This is a genomic window from Nocardia sp. NPDC058705, from assembly GCF_042749305.1.
Taxonomy (GTDB): domain Bacteria; phylum Actinomycetota; class Actinomycetes; order Mycobacteriales; family Mycobacteriaceae; genus Nocardia.
Genome location: NZ_JBHYRN010000009.1, coordinates 126,128 through 139,954, shown reverse-complemented (window position 1 = coordinate 139,954; position 13,827 = coordinate 126,128). Strand labels below are relative to the sequence as shown.

The window sequence follows — 13,827 nt, the reverse complement described above, 5'->3', positions numbered from 1 at the left end:
CGATATCACAGAGTTCCTCGAGCATCGGCCTCGGCTGTTCTCACTCGCCTATCGCATGTTCGGGGCGGCGAGTGAGGCCGAGGATGCCGTGCAGGAGGTCTATCTGCGATGGGCGCTGGCCGATCGTGGGGAGATCGCCAATCCTGAAGCGTGGCTGACCACCGTCACCGTGAATCTGTGTCGCACTCAGCTCGTTTCGGCTCGGGCCAGGCGTGAGACCTATGTCGGGCAATGGCTACCGGAACCGGTGCCGACCGGTGGTGGCGCGCTCGGTCCGCTGGGGACCGTCGAGGAACGCGAGTCGGTGTCGCTGGCCGTGCTCACCGCGATGGAACGGCTGAGCCCGATCGAGCGCGCGGTGTTCGTGCTGCGCGAGGCGTTCGGGTACTCCCACGCCGAGATCGCGGAAATGCTGGATCTCACGGTGGCCAATACTCAGCAGATCTTCCATCGAGCCGGTCAGCGGGTGCGGACCGGCAAGCAGCGTTTCGTGGTGTCGGCCGAGCACGCGCGCACGATGATCGAGAAGTTCCTGCAGGCGGCCTCGACCGGCGATGTGGACGGTCTGCGCGAACTGCTCGCCGACGATGTGGTGTCGGTCGCCGATGGTGGTGGCAAGGTTGTCGCGGCCAAGATTCCGGTGGTCGGTGGCGATGTGGTCGCGCGCTACCTGTCCAACCTGCGGCGCTTCCTGAGTCCCACGTCGCGGTTCGAATTCGCCGAGATCAACGGCGATGTCGCGTTGATCTTGGTCCAGGACGAGGTGCCCGCCGGTGTGCTCGTCTTCGACTTCAACGAAGCGGGTGTGATCGAGGCTGTCCGCACCGTCGTGAATCCGGTCAAGCTGGCGGCCGTCACCGTGTGATGAATCGCGACGGTTCGCACGGTCGAGTACCGGTCGGGGTGGGCGCTACGCGGGCGCGAAGCGGTGTGATGCAGGTCACTGCGCAGACCTGTCAGGAACTCGAGGGCTGCTCGGTCTGGTGTGTGTAGGCATTTCGAGAGAAGGAGCCACACCATGACCGGTCAGCATCGGATCGTCGTCCTCGGCGCCGGGTACGCGGGACTCACCGCGGCCCGCGCCCTCGCGAAGAAGACTCGCGACACCCAGATCACCGTCGTGGACGGCCGCGCCGAATTCGTGCAGCGGGTGCGTCTGCACCAGGCCGCCGCGGGCCAGCCGGTCAAGCGCCTCGACCTGCAGAAGTCGTTGGAGCGCAAGGGTATCGACTTCATTCAGGCGCGGGCCACCGACCTGGACCCGGAGCGCAAGATCGTCGCCATCGACGGCGAGTGGACGCTGCACTACGACACCCTGGTTTACGCCCTCGGCAGCCAGGCCGACCGCAATGCGGTGCCCGGCGCCGCCGAGCACGCGAAGTTCGTCGCGACCGCCGAAGACGTGACCGAGCTGTCGGGTCAGATCGTGATCGTCGGATCGGGCCCCACCGGCATCGAACTGGCCACCGAACTGGCTGAGTCGCAACCGGATTCGCAGATCAGCCTGCTCGGCTCCGAGGACCCCGGTGCCTGGCTCTCACCGCGCGCGCACCAGTTGATCCGTGCTGCGCTCACCCGGCTCGGCGTCGAAATCCGAACCGGTGTCAAGGTTGTCGAGGTGCTCGCCGATGCGGTTCGGCTCGCCGACGGCACCCTGGTCCCCGCCGCCACCACTGTCTGGACCACCGGTTTCACCGTCTCCGACCTGGCTGCCCGTGCCGGTCTCGAGGTCGCCGCCGACGGACGCATCCGCACCGACGAGACGCTGCGCTCGGTCTCGCACCCCGACATCTACGCCATCGGCGACGCCGCACTGATGGCCGGCGTGGACGGGCGCCCGCTGCGGATGGCCTGTGCGACAGCCATTCCCGCCGGGCAATACGTCGTCGGCGCGATCACGGCACGAGCGAAGGGCCGCGAACCCGAGCCGATGAACGGCCGCTACGTCGCGCAGTGCATCAGCCTCGGCCGCCGTGACGCGGTGTTCCAGGTCGTCAAAGCCGACGACACCCCCACGAAGACGGTCGTGACCGGGCGGCTGGGTGCGGTGATCAAGGAACTGATCGTGCGCGGCACAGCGTTCACGGTCGGCCTGCGATAGTTCGATCCAACTGGCGTAATCACGCACTTCGTGGCCGTTCAGTCAATATTCTGACTGGAAGACTGCGAAGTGTGTGATTACGCCGGGGTCGGCGCGGGCCCGACCCGATCGGGCCCGGTTGCGCGGTGTCGCCCGCAGCGAATCAGCGTCCATGTCCACGGTGCGATCGCGATCAGGGCGAGCATGCCCAGCCACGGAAGCCGCCACCACCAGTGCACATCCCGCTCGAACAGCGTCGGCGGCTCGGTCAGTACGCGCGCCGTCGACGACCACACCACGAACGCGTCCCCGATCGGCATCAGTCCGAAGGCGTACCGCTTGGAGCCGGGCAGGCTGAGCGGCACTCCGAGCAATTCGCCTTCGGAACCGATCGCGGCCGCCAGATCACGGTCACCGTTCACCCGGGCGGCACCTTGGGCTACCACCGTGGCGGACAGGCTGATTCCGGCGATCAGCGGTCCGGAGTCGACATCGCCACTCCCGTCGACTCCCTTCGGGTACTCGCGAAGAGCGGGTCCGAAACCGCCTGGATAGGCGACGAATTGCTCGCGATAGAGGGCGTATTGGCTCTTGGCGAAGGTCGGATCGATCTCGGGTAGGAATCGATGGATCGCGGTCTGCGAGGTTGCCCGTGCACCGGTCAGCATTGAACCGTCCACTGGTGAAACCTGATGAGGTAGTAGTCCGGTGGCCGGGTCGAGTCCGGTCTTGGCCTGTTCGAGCCATCGGTCGATCACCGTCGCGTACTTCGCACCGAACAGCTTGTCGTGCAATCGAAGCGATGCCATGGCGACCGTGGAATCCACCGGCCATGCCTGGCCGGGGTATGCCTGGAGAAACGGTGTTTCAGCCGCGGCGAACGCCTGGGCGATTTCGGCAGTGTGTGTGGAAAAGCGTTGCACCTCTGCGGTATCGGTGCTGTCCAGCGACAAGATCGCCCCACGCAACCAGTTGGTCCACCCCGCCCAGAACACCCCGTACGCAGGCTGTAATCGGGGGCTGAACACCGCCCGCCCCTCGTCGGACTCGATTCGCGCCAACGCCCAACGGGATTCGCGCAGCGCGTTCTCCCGCAAGTCCGAATCGGTATGTGCGGCCTGCACCCAGGCGAGCCCGTAGAGCACGTTCGAAAAGACGTAGCCCTCCGGAAACAGTTCCTGCGCAGCGGTATCCGAGCCCTCATCGAGCGAATCCCGCACGAAGGCCAACTGCCGTTCCGTGGATCCCGGCTGTTCATCGAGCCCCGGCTGCGGCCACAGCAGTCGTGCGGCGCCGATCAAACACGCCAACGTCACGACGATCCCCACCACTCGCGGCGCCCAGCGCCGAATTCTCCCCATGGCGACACTCTGCCAGGAATAAACCGTCAACCAACCGTTGACGCCGCCGCATCGTCAACCTACAGTTGACGCATGAGCACTCCGAACTTCCGCCTCGACGACCTCATCGACGGCATCAAAAAGGCCCGCCCCGACAACGTCCTCGACCAGCTCTCCGATGCCGTGGTCGCCGCCAATCACCTCGGCGAGACCGCAGACCACCTCATCGGCCACTTCGTCGACCAGGCCCGCCGCTCCGGCGCCTCCTGGACCGATATCGGCGCCAGCATGGGCGTCAGCAAGCAGGCCGTACAGAAGCGATTTGTGCCCAAGGGGCCAAGCGACACCGCCGCGATGGACCCGCAGGCCGGCTTCGCCAAGTTCACCGAACGGGCCCGGCAGGTGGTCGTCGGCTCCCAGGAGGCGGCACGCTCGTCGGGCAACGGTCAGATCGCGCTCGGGCATCTGATTCTCGGTCTGATCGGTCAGTCGGACGGTCTGGCCGCCAAGGAGATCGTCGCCAGGGGTGTCGCACTCGACGCGGTGCGCGATGCCGCCACCGCCGCGCTGCCCGCCGCCGACGGTGACGTGCCCGCCCTCATCCCGTTCGACGGCGACACGAAGAAGGTCCTCGAGCTCACCTTTCGCGAGGCGCTTCGCCTCGGCCACAACTACATCGGCACCGAACACATCCTGCTCGCGCTGCTCGAGCAGGAGAACGGCACGGGGGTACTCAGCGGTCTGGGCCTTGACAAGGCCGTCGTCGAGGCCGAACTCGTCGAGCTGCTGAATCAGTTCCTCGCTTCGGTGGAGGCGCAGGACTGAGGCGTCAACCTTGCACTCTCATCACCTGAGTGCTAAAAATGACCTGGCACTCGTCACTGTTGAGTGCCAGGTCGGGACGGTGAGATCGGGTTCCATCGACACCCTCGGTCGTCCGTCGCGGGCACCTCCTGGCCAGCGTACTTTGGGGCGATCCAACCTGTGGTCGTCTCGTGTGTCAGCCATAGACATGTGGAGGATCTCAACGCAATGGCCAAGACAATTGCGTACGACGAAGAGGCCCGTCGCGGTCTCGAGCGGGGTCTCAACGCCCTCGCCGACGCTGTCAAGGTGACGCTGGGCCCGAAGGGTCGCAACGTCGTGCTCGAGAAGAAGTGGGGCGCCCCCACGATCACCAACGATGGTGTTTCCATCGCCAAGGAGATCGACCTCGAGGACCCGTACGAGAAGATCGGCGCAGAGCTGGTCAAGGAAGTCGCCAAGAAGACCGACGACGTCGCTGGCGACGGTACGACCACCGCCACCGTGCTGGCCCAGGCGCTCGTGCGTGAAGGTCTGCGCAACGTCGCGGCCGGCGCGAACCCCCTCGGCCTGAAGCGTGGCATCGAGAAGGCCGTCGAGGCCGTCACCGCCAAGCTGCTCGACACCGCCAAGGAGATCGACACCAAGGAGCAGATCGCTGCTACCGCTGGTATCTCCGCGGGCGACCCGGCCATCGGCCAGCTCATCGCCGAGGCGATGGACAAGGTCGGCAAGGAAGGTGTCATCACCGTCGAGGAGAGCAACACCTTCGGGCTCCAGCTGGAGCTCACCGAGGGCATGCGCTTCGACAAGGGCTACATCTCCGGTTACTTCGTGACCGATCCCGAGCGTCAGGAAGCGGTCCTCGAGGATCCGTACATCCTGCTGGTCGCGTCGAAGATCTCGACCGTGAAGGACCTGCTGCCGCTGCTGGAGAAGGTCATCCAGGCCGGCAAGCCGCTGCTGATCATCGCCGAGGACGTCGAGGGTGAAGCCCTGTCGACCCTGGTCGTGAACAAGATCCGTGGCACCTTCAAGTCCGTTGCCGTCAAGGCGCCGGGCTTCGGTGACCGTCGCAAGGCCCAGCTGGCCGACATCGCCATCCTCACCGGTGGCGAGGTCATCAGCGAAGAGGTCGGTCTTTCGCTGGAGACCGCTGGTCTCGAGCTGCTCGGCACCGCGCGCAAGGTCGTCATCACCAAGGACGAGACCACCATCGTCGAGGGTGCCGGCGACGCGGAGGCCATCAAGGGCCGCGTGCAGCAGATCCGCGCCGAGATCGAGTCCTCGGATTCGGATTACGACCGTGAGAAGCTGCAGGAACGTCTGGCCAAGCTGGCCGGCGGCGTCGCGGTGATCAAGGCCGGTGCCGCTACCGAGGTCGAGCTCAAGGAGCGCAAGCACCGCATCGAAGATGCCGTGCGTAACGCCAAGGCCGCCGTCGAAGAGGGCATCGTTGCCGGTGGTGGCGTCGCGCTGCTGCAGGCCGCCCCCGCGCTCGACGGCTTCAGCGGCCTGACCGCTGACGAGGCGACCGGTGTCAACATCGTGCGCGTCGCGCTGTCGGCTCCGCTCAAGCAGATCGCCTTCAACGCGGGCCTCGAGCCCGGCGTCGTGGCCGAGAAGGTCTCCAACCTCCCCGAGGGCGAAGGCCTGAACGCCGACACCGGTGTCTACGAGAACCTGCTGGCCGCCGGCGTTGCCGACCCGGTCAAGGTCACCCGTTCGGCCCTGCAGAACGCGGCCTCCATCGCCGCGCTCTTCCTCACCACCGAGGCAGTCGTCGCCGACAAGCCGGAGAAGTCCGCCCCCGCGGGCGACCCCACCGGCGGCATGGGCGGCATGGACTTCTGATCCGCTGATCAGCTAGCCCAACGCAAGTCGCGAAGGCCGGTCCACCACACGGTGGGCCGGCCTTCGGCATGAAAACAGGGGAATGAACATGGCGATCGTTCAGGCGGTCCGCAAGTACTGGTTGTTCTGTGTACTGATGGGGACAATTTGCGGCTGGGTGATTCTGTCGGGTCTGCTCGATCTGGCTGACCGCACGGTCACCTGTCATGACTGGAGTCCGCTGGTCCTGAATTTCACCAGCTACGACATGGCCCCGGGGGATAACGCGTGCGGGATGTCGAAGTACGGCTACGCGAACTACGCGGACGTGCGAATGATCAACAACACGCTGGACTCGGTGCGGGTGATCATCGGTGCGGTGATGTTGTGGATAGGTTGTTCTGCCATCCGCGACTTGGCGAAGAAGCAGGTCGCGCCGCCATCGGACGAGTAGGCGGGTGTCTCACCCCACCGGAGTGAGGCGGAGGCGTTCGGCCAGTTCGTTGAAGATGTAGAAGTTGGGGATGGTGCTGACGGGGCCGAGGGACATCCAGACGCCTGCGAGTTTGATGCGGATGTGGCCGCTGCGTGCGTCGATGAGTTGGATGTCTTCCCAGGGGAGGTCTTGGGCGCGGTAGGTGAGGGCGTCCAAGGAAAGGGCCAGGTCGCCGAATGCGACTGTTTCGCCGTTGTCGATGGCGGCTACCGCGACGGGGAGTTGGGTTGCGGTGACGGCGGATTGGATGGCGCGGGCCCATTCGCGGGCGCGGGCGAAACCCTCGTCGTCGATGGTCGCCTGTACACCGTTGGGGCCGGACAGTTCCAGCAGGTAGGTGACGGGGGTGGTGTCGTGGAACGGGATCTCGTGCTGACGCACTTCGGTGCTGTCCCAACGGAATCCGGACACCCGCTGCCCCGAGCGATACACGGTGACGCCGTGGTCGAACAGGTCGATGCGGGCGGCGCGGTTCTGCCGGTTGATCACCCCGCGGCGCAGCGCGAGCAGCACGGGCGCGGCGGCGATCACCAGCAGCGTGATACCGCCCTGCCACGCGCCGACGGCGGCCACGATGACGCCGATGGTCGCGATGCAGCCCGCGACGATGCCGCAGCCGCGTACGAAAGCGTCGTCGGCGGGGGTAGCGAGAAAGGTGTCACGGTGCGCGCCGAGGTGCTGATACTCCGCCATCAGGTGTATCAACTGCGTCAACGGCACTGTGTGCCGACTTTCGGCTACGTCCTCCGGCCTGTTCGGAGTGATCACTCGTCCCTCCATGAGGCGTATTCATCCGCGGCGAAGCGTATGCGAACCGGCGCGATATTGCCACCGGTACGGTTCGGAAATCCTGGCCGCGACCGGGGGTAATGGTCTCGAGTGGCCGTGTGGGCGATGCGGAACCCGCTTCCACGCGTGCCGTCGGCCGTGATAGTCATGTCTACCTGCGAAAATCGCGCGCGGTCGGTTCGGCGACCCTGCTCTAGTGTGGTTGACGTGTTGTTTCTGGACGAAGGCGAGCCCACCGCACCCGCGATCGTGTGCATCCACGGCATCCCGGGTTCGGTCGACTGGTTCGCGGGGGTCGCCGAGCGAATGACACCCGAATTCCGGGTGATCCGGGTCGACATGCAGGAGTTGGGCGCCGACGGCGACTTCAGCGCCGCGGCCCGCACCGCCCCGCTCACCGCACTCATCGACGACCTGGACCTCACCGATGTGACGGTGGTCGGGCACTCCTTCGGCGCCGAGATCGCCCTGGAACTCGCCGCCGCCACTTCGAGCCGGGTGGCCCGCGTCGTGGTCGTCGGCCAGGCCCCGGACTATCAGGCCGCGAGCATCCCGGCGGCTGCGAGGTGGGTTGTCCGCCCGTGGGCGGTTCGCCTGGCCCAACGCTGGACGCCCGGCCCGCTGATCCGCCTCAGCAGCCGCCCCGGATTCGCACCCCGCTTCCGCTATGACTCGGCACCTGGCCTGGCAGACGCCCTGGTCCGAGACTTCCGTGCCACCCTGCCCGCCGGCCTCGCCTACGCGGTCGGCGCCCGGGCCGACGACTTCGCCGCGGCACCCCTCGACACCCGCGCCCAAGCCCTCTTCCAACCCGTCCTCGCCGTCCACGGCCGCCACGACCACCTCTACGACAGCACCGAAACCCTCGCCCGCTTCGCCGCCGCCGGCGCGCAAACCCATCTCGTCGAACACGCGGGCCATTCACCGCAGGTGGAGCAACCAGACGAATTCGTCTCCGTCCTCAGTGAATTCATCGCTAGAACCCGCTGACCGCCGAGACCACGAAGGTTCCCGGCGTGCCCTGACCCAGCGGCCCGCCCTTGTCGAATTGCGACGACACGACAAGTGCTCGATCGCCGGAATGCACCATCGTCGTAGGAATATTCAGTGCGGGATCGTGGAATTCGCCTGCGCGGGTTGCGGTTGCGCCGTTGTCGGTGAGTGTCCAGCGGCTGATGGTGTTGTCCTTGTTGTGGACTATCCACAGCGTGTTGTCGCGCAACTCCAACCCGTCGCCGTTCTTCGCATCACCGCCGCTCAGTGCCATTTTGCGGATGGGCTCCGCGCCACCGGTGAGGTCGATGCGATACAGCTCGGCTGCTGACATCGCGACGACGATCAGATATCGACCGTCCCGATCGGCCGCAATGCCATTGAGCGCGAACGCCTGTGGATCGCGGGCCGTCGAGGTCAGGTCGTAGGCGACGGTCAATTCGCTGCTGCCGATTACGGCTTTGTAGACGACATTGCGAACACTGTCGGTCAAGTACGCGGTCCCGTCGCCGCCGAAGTCCAGATCGTTGACGAAACGTGGTGCAGCACCCGGCACTTCGAACCGAGCGAGCAGCGCACGCGAATCGGTGTCGTAAACACTCACTCCCACACCGGAATCGATCACCCACAGCCGACCACTCGAATCGACCTTAATCCCGTTCGCCGTCTTCCTGCCATCGGCACCCGCGGGCAGGAAGACCTCGGCGCGTGCGGCGTCGGCGCTCGCGCGATACACCGAACCATCGGCGAACGACCCGACGTAAGTGTCCCCGTTGCGCGGATCCAGGCCGATTCCCTCGGGATAGACGGCGTTGCCGGGTAGCTCGTAGGCAGTGCTCAGCCTGGGTGCGGCGGACGAGGTCCCGCATGCGGCGATGGCCAGGCAGGCGGCGGCAACGGCGACGGTTCGCAACATGGTGAAGCCTCTCGGTTATGTAACGAAGAACATCAATCGATCGGCACTAACCTAGATTAGAGTCGTTATGATCGTCAATGGGGTTATGGAGTGATGGGCGGATACCATGCACGCATGACGTCCATGCCCGCCGCCGAGAGGCTCGGCTCGTACATCAAGCGGGCCGAGCAAGCCCTGATCGCGACGAAGACGGCCGCGCTGAAACCGGCAGGCCTGACCGTCCCGCAGTACAGCGCGCTGATGTACCTCGCGGAGAACCCCGGCATCTCGGCGGCGGCCTTGGCCAGGCTGGCGGGCGTCACCCCGCCGACGATGAACACCGTCCTCACCAACCTGCAGGACCGCGGCTTGGTCGACCGCACCCCCCACGAGTGGCACAAGAACGTGCTGGAAACCCGCCTCACCGAGGAGGGGCGCGCGGTGATGAACGACGCCGATACGCGCGCGGTCGCGGTGGAGCGCACCCTGGCCGAGCAGTTCACCGCGGCCGAGCTGGCGGCGGTGCGGGAGCTGCTCACCCGCAGCACGCAGGCGCTCGACGAGATCCGCGACAACCTGGCGTGACGAAAAAAGCCCGCCGGATGATCTCCGACGGGCTTTCAGAAATATCCAGGTCAGCGCTCGGCGGCGACCTTCACCTTGCTCAGTGTCTGCTCCATGCCCGAAACCAGATCGGCTTCGAACTTCTCCTCGCCGCCCATGGCGACCTTGATCGTCTTCTGCAGCCAGCCGGGCAGACCCTTGGCGTCGACCGTGCGGGTCTCGACGAGGTGGGTGCCGGTGGCAGTGGGGGAGAGTTCGTAGGTCCAGGTCGTGCGGTTCTCGTTCATCCGGAAAGCGAACGCCTTGTTCGGCTCGAAGCGCGCGATCCGCGAGGTGGTCGGGTAGATCTTCCAGCCGACCTTGTTGAGGTTGACGGTGAACGCGCCCTCGCGCACGCCACCGACCGCGACCATCTTCACCGTCGTCGGGCTGAACTCGGACATGCGGCTCAGGTCGGACAGTACCGACCAGACCTTCTCCGGCGATGCGGCGATGTCGATGCTGGCTTCGAGAGTGTTCGGCAACGTTGCCTCCGGGATATACGTGACGGACTGTCACGCTCAGCATAGGCACCGGCGTTGTGCCCTACCTCCGCCCGTGGGCGGATTTTTCGCATGCTGGTCGGAACGGTTTTCAAAAATATTGCGGCCGTTTACCTTTCGGAGCACGGTCACGAGTTCCAGCATCGAGCCCCGGCTTGCTGGGCGGCAACCCTCCAGTGGCGGCGGGGTGCTCCGGGTGACGACCGGATGGTGGGGCTCACCTGCCGTAAGCGTCTTTCTGGAGGTTTATCCATGTCTGTAGTCCAACTCGACGCCACTCGCGCCCCGGAAACGGTGGCGACCACGTTCGTCGTGGTGGCCGACCGTTTCCTCGGGATCACGGCGGACGAGCGGGTGCACACCGTGTCGGGGCTGGTGGCGCTGCTGCGCAGCGGTCGGTTCGTCGATCAGGAATTGGCCGTTCACCTGGGCCAGGGCGTCACCCGCCACGATCTCGACTACCTGGAGCACGTGGCAGCCGTGCACGCACCGCAGGCGCGAGTCCGGGTGGTCGGCGAAATCGCCGAGCCCGCGCGCAGGCACCATGTGCACAAATACCAGCACTCCAATGTGCTGCTGGCGGGGCTGCGGCGCATCGAGGAGAACGCCTTCGAAGCGGATCTGCGTCTGGACAGCGACAACGAACTGCTGCTCGACCACCAGACCGGTGAGCACGTGCAGGGCATCGTGGTGATCGAGGCGGTGCGACAGCTGTTCCTTGCCGCGTTCGAACTCGAGTACGGGGTGCGCAGGCCGCAGGAGCATTTCTACATCGTGTGGAACAACGTCGACCTGCGGTTCACCTCGTTCCTGTTCCCGCTGCCCGCCACGCTGCACGCCCAGCTCACGCCGGTCTCGATCGATGATCCGGGCAAACTGCAGTTCGTCATCGAAACCGACGTACGCCAGTTCGGCAAGTCCGTGGCCGGCTCGCGGATCGAGTTCACCGCACTGCCCAACGACCGAATCGCCCAGATCGAACGGGCGAAGGCGGCCAAGGCGGTCACCGCGTATCTGGGGGTGCCGGCGTGAGCGATCACCGTCCCGAGACAGAGGCGGAGCGGGGGCGCCCGAGCACGCCGAATGGAAACAACGTGAGTGTGGCGTTTTTCGACGTGGACGAAACCTTGATCACGGTGAAGTCGATGTTCACGTTCCTGCGGTTCTGGCTCGCCGAGAACGGTGACGACGGGAGCGAATATGCCCGTGTCGCAGACGATCTCAAGGCGCGAGCCGAAGCCGGTGCGCCGCGTGAGGAGATCAACCGGGAGTACTACCGGACCTATCGCGGGGTCGAGTACGCCGCGCTGGTGGCGGCCGGTCAGCGCTGGTTCGACGAGTTCGCGGCCGAGGGTGCGGCGTTCTATGCCGAGGCGGTGCGGGCCTTGCGCGCGCACCGGGAGTCCGGGGCCCGCACGGTGCTGCTGTCGGGTTCGTTCGCACCGGCGATCGCGCCCGTGGCAGCCGCGGTCGGCGCCGACCACATCATCGCCACCGAACCGCTGGTCGACGCTGATGGCGTGCTCACCGGGGAGGTGCTCGAGCCGATGATCGGCGCGGCCAAGGGAGAGGCGGTGGTGGAGTACCTGCGCGAGCACGGCATCAGCGCCGACGACACCTGGGGTTACGGCGATCACGGCACCGACCTGCCGTTCCTCTGGCTGGTGGCCCACCCGGCCTACCGAGGCGCCGACCCGAAACTGGTGGCGGCCGCGCGCAGCGGCACCTGGCGGCACCTGAGCGACCGCCTCGGCGACGCGAACGGCAACGAATTCTCCGACGAGCGAAAGGTGGCTTCCGTATGGTGAAGCGTCTGTACGACCTGACCCCCACCACCCAGGGGCCGCTCTACCCGCCCAGCGAAATCGTGGATGCGGCAGGTGATTTCATCGTCGTAGGTTTCCTGAACGAGGCCGGTCCTGACGGCTCGGTGGTCCGGCGCTGGGGCCGAGCCGTGGTCGCGGCCGACACCCCACTACCCGCCTTCGGCGAAAACCTGCCCTACAAGGTGATTCGCGAACTGCCGGAAGAACTCTCGGCGCGCGATGCGGATCTGGTTCTGCACACATTGCCTTTGCCGTTGCCTGCCAACAACTATCCCATCGTCTTCGCCCCCGACCAGCTACCGGCGGCCGCCACGATCACCCGCCCCAGCTACCCCTTCCACGAAGTCCCCATCCCCGACCTGCGCCCCGAAGACGGCCGCAAACTCACCGCCCCCGTCACCCTCGGCGACTGGCTGAAAGCCCGCGGCACAGTGGAAGTCTCGATCACCGACGACGAACGCAACGCCCACTTCACCTTCGAACTCACCGGCCTGATCCCCGACTCCCTCTACACAGTGATGTCCTTACGCTCCCACGACCTCAACCCCGAAAACCCCACCCGCCCAGGCCCCCTCGGCATCCCCAATGTCTTCACCACCACCCCCGAAGGCACCGCCACCTACCGCGCCACCCTCCCCAACCCCTTCCCCGATCCCGAAACCCCCGGCGCCAACCGCGTCATCAGCGTCGTAGTCCTCTGGCACAGCTACCAGCAGAACTACGGCGGCGCCATCGCCCACTTCGGCCTCGGCGGCGACATCCACGCCCAACTGAAACTCCCCACCCCCACCTTCGAAGAATTCCGCACCCACCCCTGAGCCAGACCCGCCACGACGCCCGCATGCCAACCGGCCTGCGGGCGTTCGTGCTGATCCGAGACGTCAGCCGACCGCCTGGTAGGCCGCGATATCCGAGATGTCCATATGGGATATCGCGGGTATCATGAACAGATGGAGGTCGACATGAAGATGGTGAAAACGCCGATCGAGATTGATGTGGACGCGCTGGCGACCGCCGCGGAGGTTCTTGGAACGAAGACCAAGAAGGACACTGTCAATGCCGCCCTGCGCGAGGTGGGCGCGCGGCTGGAGCGACTCCACGCACTGTCGAGATTGGGTGAGATGGCGGACGCGGGTGACTTCGACGAGTTTCTCGGCAACAAGTCCGCCTACCGCCGGTGACTCCTGCCCTGTATCTCATCGACACGTCGGGGCTGTTTCGCATCATGCAGGACAAGCTTCGCCGGGCCTGGGCGGACGAGCTCACGGCAGGGGTGATCGCGACCTGTCCGATCGTCGAACTCGAATTCCTCTATTCGGCCAGGTCGGCAGCTGACCGAATCGAGAAGAAGCGGCTTCTCCGCAGTGTGTTCGGGTGGGTGCCGATGAATGATCGTGCCTACGAACGCGCAGCGGAGGTGCAAGAACTGCTCACCGCCACCGGACAACATCGGTCGGCCGGTCCGGTCGACCTGCTGATCGCCGCAACCGCCGAGCGCGCGGGCTTGACCGTCCTCGCCGACGATACGGACTACCTGACCGTTGGCCGAGTGACGCTGCAGCCGGTCCGAATGGTCACTGATCTGCCGAGAACCTGAACTCTTCGATGGCGGCGCAGAACTCTCGGGCTGGGCGCCACCAAGGTGACGGCCCGGCCCGATAGGTG

The 13,827-nt window shown here is 65.8% G+C and carries 16 protein-coding genes and 1 riboswitch; of the genes, 12 read left to right on the top strand and 4 right to left on the bottom strand.

All coding sequences use genetic code 11. The features are described 5' to 3' along the window. Positions 1-55: 55 nt before the first annotated feature. Together ACFW6D_RS14030 and ACFW6D_RS14025 are read left to right on the top strand one after the other, a co-directional pair. Positions 56-865, top strand: a complete 810-nt coding sequence (locus tag ACFW6D_RS14030) for a sigma factor-like helix-turn-helix DNA-binding protein (protein ID WP_379328081.1) — start codon at positions 56-58, stop codon at positions 863-865. 153 nt (positions 866-1,018) lie between these two features. Further along, positions 1,019-2,101, top strand: coding sequence for an NAD(P)/FAD-dependent oxidoreductase (locus ACFW6D_RS14025; protein ID WP_379328079.1), 1,083 nt, complete (start codon positions 1,019-1,021; stop codon positions 2,099-2,101). A 77-nt stretch (positions 2,102-2,178) separates the two neighbouring features. Here the strand turns inward: ACFW6D_RS14025 and ACFW6D_RS14020 are convergent, their stop codons facing one another. Continuing rightward, positions 2,179-3,441, bottom strand: a complete 1,263-nt coding sequence (locus ACFW6D_RS14020; protein WP_379328077.1) for a hypothetical protein — start codon at positions 3,439-3,441, stop codon at positions 2,179-2,181. Between the two features lie 72 nt (positions 3,442-3,513). On the opposite strand from ACFW6D_RS14020, the gene ACFW6D_RS14015 reads away from it, so the two are divergent. The 3 genes from ACFW6D_RS14015 (at position 3,514) to ACFW6D_RS14005 (ending at position 6,511) form a co-directional block, all read left to right on the top strand. Continuing rightward, positions 3,514-4,245 carry a Clp protease N-terminal domain-containing protein gene (locus ACFW6D_RS14015; RefSeq protein WP_379328075.1) on the top strand — a complete coding sequence of 244 codons (732 nt, stop codon included), beginning with the start codon at positions 3,514-3,516 and terminating at the stop codon, positions 4,243-4,245. 207 nt (positions 4,246-4,452) lie between these two features. Beyond that, on the top strand, positions 4,453-6,078 hold the full coding sequence (gene groL, locus ACFW6D_RS14010; RefSeq protein WP_379328073.1) for a chaperonin GroEL: 1,626 nt from the start codon (positions 4,453-4,455) through the stop codon (positions 6,076-6,078). A gap of 88 nt (positions 6,079-6,166) precedes the next feature. Beyond that, positions 6,167-6,511, top strand: a complete 345-nt coding sequence (locus ACFW6D_RS14005; RefSeq protein ID WP_379328071.1) for a hypothetical protein — start codon at positions 6,167-6,169, stop codon at positions 6,509-6,511. Positions 6,512-6,520: 9 nt separating this feature from the next. Here the strand turns inward: ACFW6D_RS14005 and ACFW6D_RS14000 are convergent, their stop codons facing one another. Further along, a complete protein-coding gene (locus ACFW6D_RS14000) occupies positions 6,521-7,273 on the bottom strand; it encodes a DUF6585 family protein (RefSeq protein WP_379328200.1) in 753 nt (250 codons plus the stop codon). Between the two features lie 276 nt (positions 7,274-7,549). On the opposite strand from ACFW6D_RS14000, the gene ACFW6D_RS13995 reads away from it, so the two are divergent. After that, positions 7,550-8,332 carry an alpha/beta fold hydrolase gene (locus tag ACFW6D_RS13995; protein ID WP_379328069.1) on the top strand — a complete coding sequence of 261 codons (783 nt, stop codon included), beginning with the start codon at positions 7,550-7,552 and terminating at the stop codon, positions 8,330-8,332. On the opposite strand, the gene ACFW6D_RS13990 is transcribed toward ACFW6D_RS13995, so the two are convergent. Continuing rightward, the gene (locus ACFW6D_RS13990) at positions 8,319-9,251 is read right to left on the bottom strand and encodes an SMP-30/gluconolactonase/LRE family protein (RefSeq protein ID WP_379328067.1); all 933 of its coding nucleotides are present in this window, start codon (positions 9,249-9,251) and stop codon (positions 8,319-8,321) included. The genes ACFW6D_RS13995 and ACFW6D_RS13990 overlap by 14 nt on opposite strands. Positions 9,252-9,365: 114 nt before the next feature. On the opposite strand from ACFW6D_RS13990, the gene ACFW6D_RS13985 reads away from it, so the two are divergent. After that, positions 9,366-9,815, top strand: coding sequence for a MarR family winged helix-turn-helix transcriptional regulator (locus tag ACFW6D_RS13985; protein ID WP_379328065.1), 450 nt, complete (start codon positions 9,366-9,368; stop codon positions 9,813-9,815). Between the two features lie 50 nt (positions 9,816-9,865). Here the strand turns inward: ACFW6D_RS13985 and ACFW6D_RS13980 are convergent, their stop codons facing one another. Further along, on the bottom strand, positions 9,866-10,318 hold the full coding sequence (locus ACFW6D_RS13980; RefSeq protein WP_379328062.1) for an SRPBCC family protein: 453 nt from the start codon (positions 10,316-10,318) through the stop codon (positions 9,866-9,868). 144 nt (positions 10,319-10,462) lie between these two features. Beyond that, a riboswitch (SAM riboswitch) is annotated at positions 10,463-10,575 on the top strand. A gap of 13 nt (positions 10,576-10,588) precedes the next feature. On the opposite strand from ACFW6D_RS13980, the gene ACFW6D_RS13975 reads away from it, so the two are divergent. The 5 genes from ACFW6D_RS13975 to ACFW6D_RS13955 all read left to right on the top strand — a co-directional run bounded on the left by ACFW6D_RS13975 (position 10,589) and on the right by ACFW6D_RS13955 (position 13,759). Further along, complete coding sequence (locus ACFW6D_RS13975) at positions 10,589-11,368, top strand: AfsA-related hotdog domain-containing protein (RefSeq protein WP_379328060.1); 780 nt, start codon at positions 10,589-10,591, stop codon at positions 11,366-11,368. A gap of 62 nt (positions 11,369-11,430) precedes the next feature. Beyond that, entirely contained in the window at positions 11,431-12,144 is a 714-nt protein-coding gene (locus tag ACFW6D_RS13970) for an HAD family hydrolase (protein WP_379328058.1), read from the top strand. After that, the gene (locus tag ACFW6D_RS13965; protein WP_379328056.1) at positions 12,138-12,980 is read left to right on the top strand and encodes a hypothetical protein; all 843 of its coding nucleotides are present in this window, start codon (positions 12,138-12,140) and stop codon (positions 12,978-12,980) included. Before ACFW6D_RS13970 ends, ACFW6D_RS13965 begins: the two co-directional genes overlap by 7 nt. A gap of 132 nt (positions 12,981-13,112) precedes the next feature. Then, a complete protein-coding gene (locus tag ACFW6D_RS13960; protein ID WP_379328054.1) occupies positions 13,113-13,343 on the top strand; it encodes a type II toxin-antitoxin system VapB family antitoxin in 231 nt (76 codons plus the stop codon). Beyond that, positions 13,340-13,759, top strand: a complete 420-nt coding sequence (locus tag ACFW6D_RS13955) for a PIN domain nuclease (RefSeq protein ID WP_379328052.1) — start codon at positions 13,340-13,342, stop codon at positions 13,757-13,759. The genes ACFW6D_RS13960 and ACFW6D_RS13955 overlap by 4 nt, the downstream gene beginning before the upstream one ends. Positions 13,760-13,827: the final 68 nt, after the last annotated feature.

Coding starts and splice junctions, on each gene's coding strand:
- ACFW6D_RS14030 (WP_379328081.1), top strand. CDS start 56: ATGTTCGGGGCGGCGAGTGAGGCCGAGGATGCCGTGCAGGAGGTCTAT.
- ACFW6D_RS14025 (WP_379328079.1), top strand. CDS start 1,019: ATGACCGGTCAGCATCGGATCGTCGTCCTCGGCGCCGGGTACGCGGGA.
- ACFW6D_RS14020 (WP_379328077.1), bottom strand. CDS start 3,441: ATGGGGAGAATTCGGCGCTGGGCGCCGCGAGTGGTGGGGATCGTCGTG.
- ACFW6D_RS14015 (WP_379328075.1), top strand. CDS start 3,514: ATGAGCACTCCGAACTTCCGCCTCGACGACCTCATCGACGGCATCAAA.
- groL (WP_379328073.1), top strand. CDS start 4,453: ATGGCCAAGACAATTGCGTACGACGAAGAGGCCCGTCGCGGTCTCGAG.
- ACFW6D_RS14005 (WP_379328071.1), top strand. CDS start 6,167: ATGGCGATCGTTCAGGCGGTCCGCAAGTACTGGTTGTTCTGTGTACTG.
- ACFW6D_RS13990 (WP_379328067.1), bottom strand. CDS start 9,251: ATGTTGCGAACCGTCGCCGTTGCCGCCGCCTGCCTGGCCATCGCCGCA.
- ACFW6D_RS13985 (WP_379328065.1), top strand. CDS start 9,366: ATGACGTCCATGCCCGCCGCCGAGAGGCTCGGCTCGTACATCAAGCGG.
- ACFW6D_RS13975 (WP_379328060.1), top strand. CDS start 10,589: ATGTCTGTAGTCCAACTCGACGCCACTCGCGCCCCGGAAACGGTGGCG.
- ACFW6D_RS13965 (WP_379328056.1), top strand. CDS start 12,138: ATGGTGAAGCGTCTGTACGACCTGACCCCCACCACCCAGGGGCCGCTC.
- ACFW6D_RS13960 (WP_379328054.1), top strand. CDS start 13,113: ATGGAGGTCGACATGAAGATGGTGAAAACGCCGATCGAGATTGATGTG.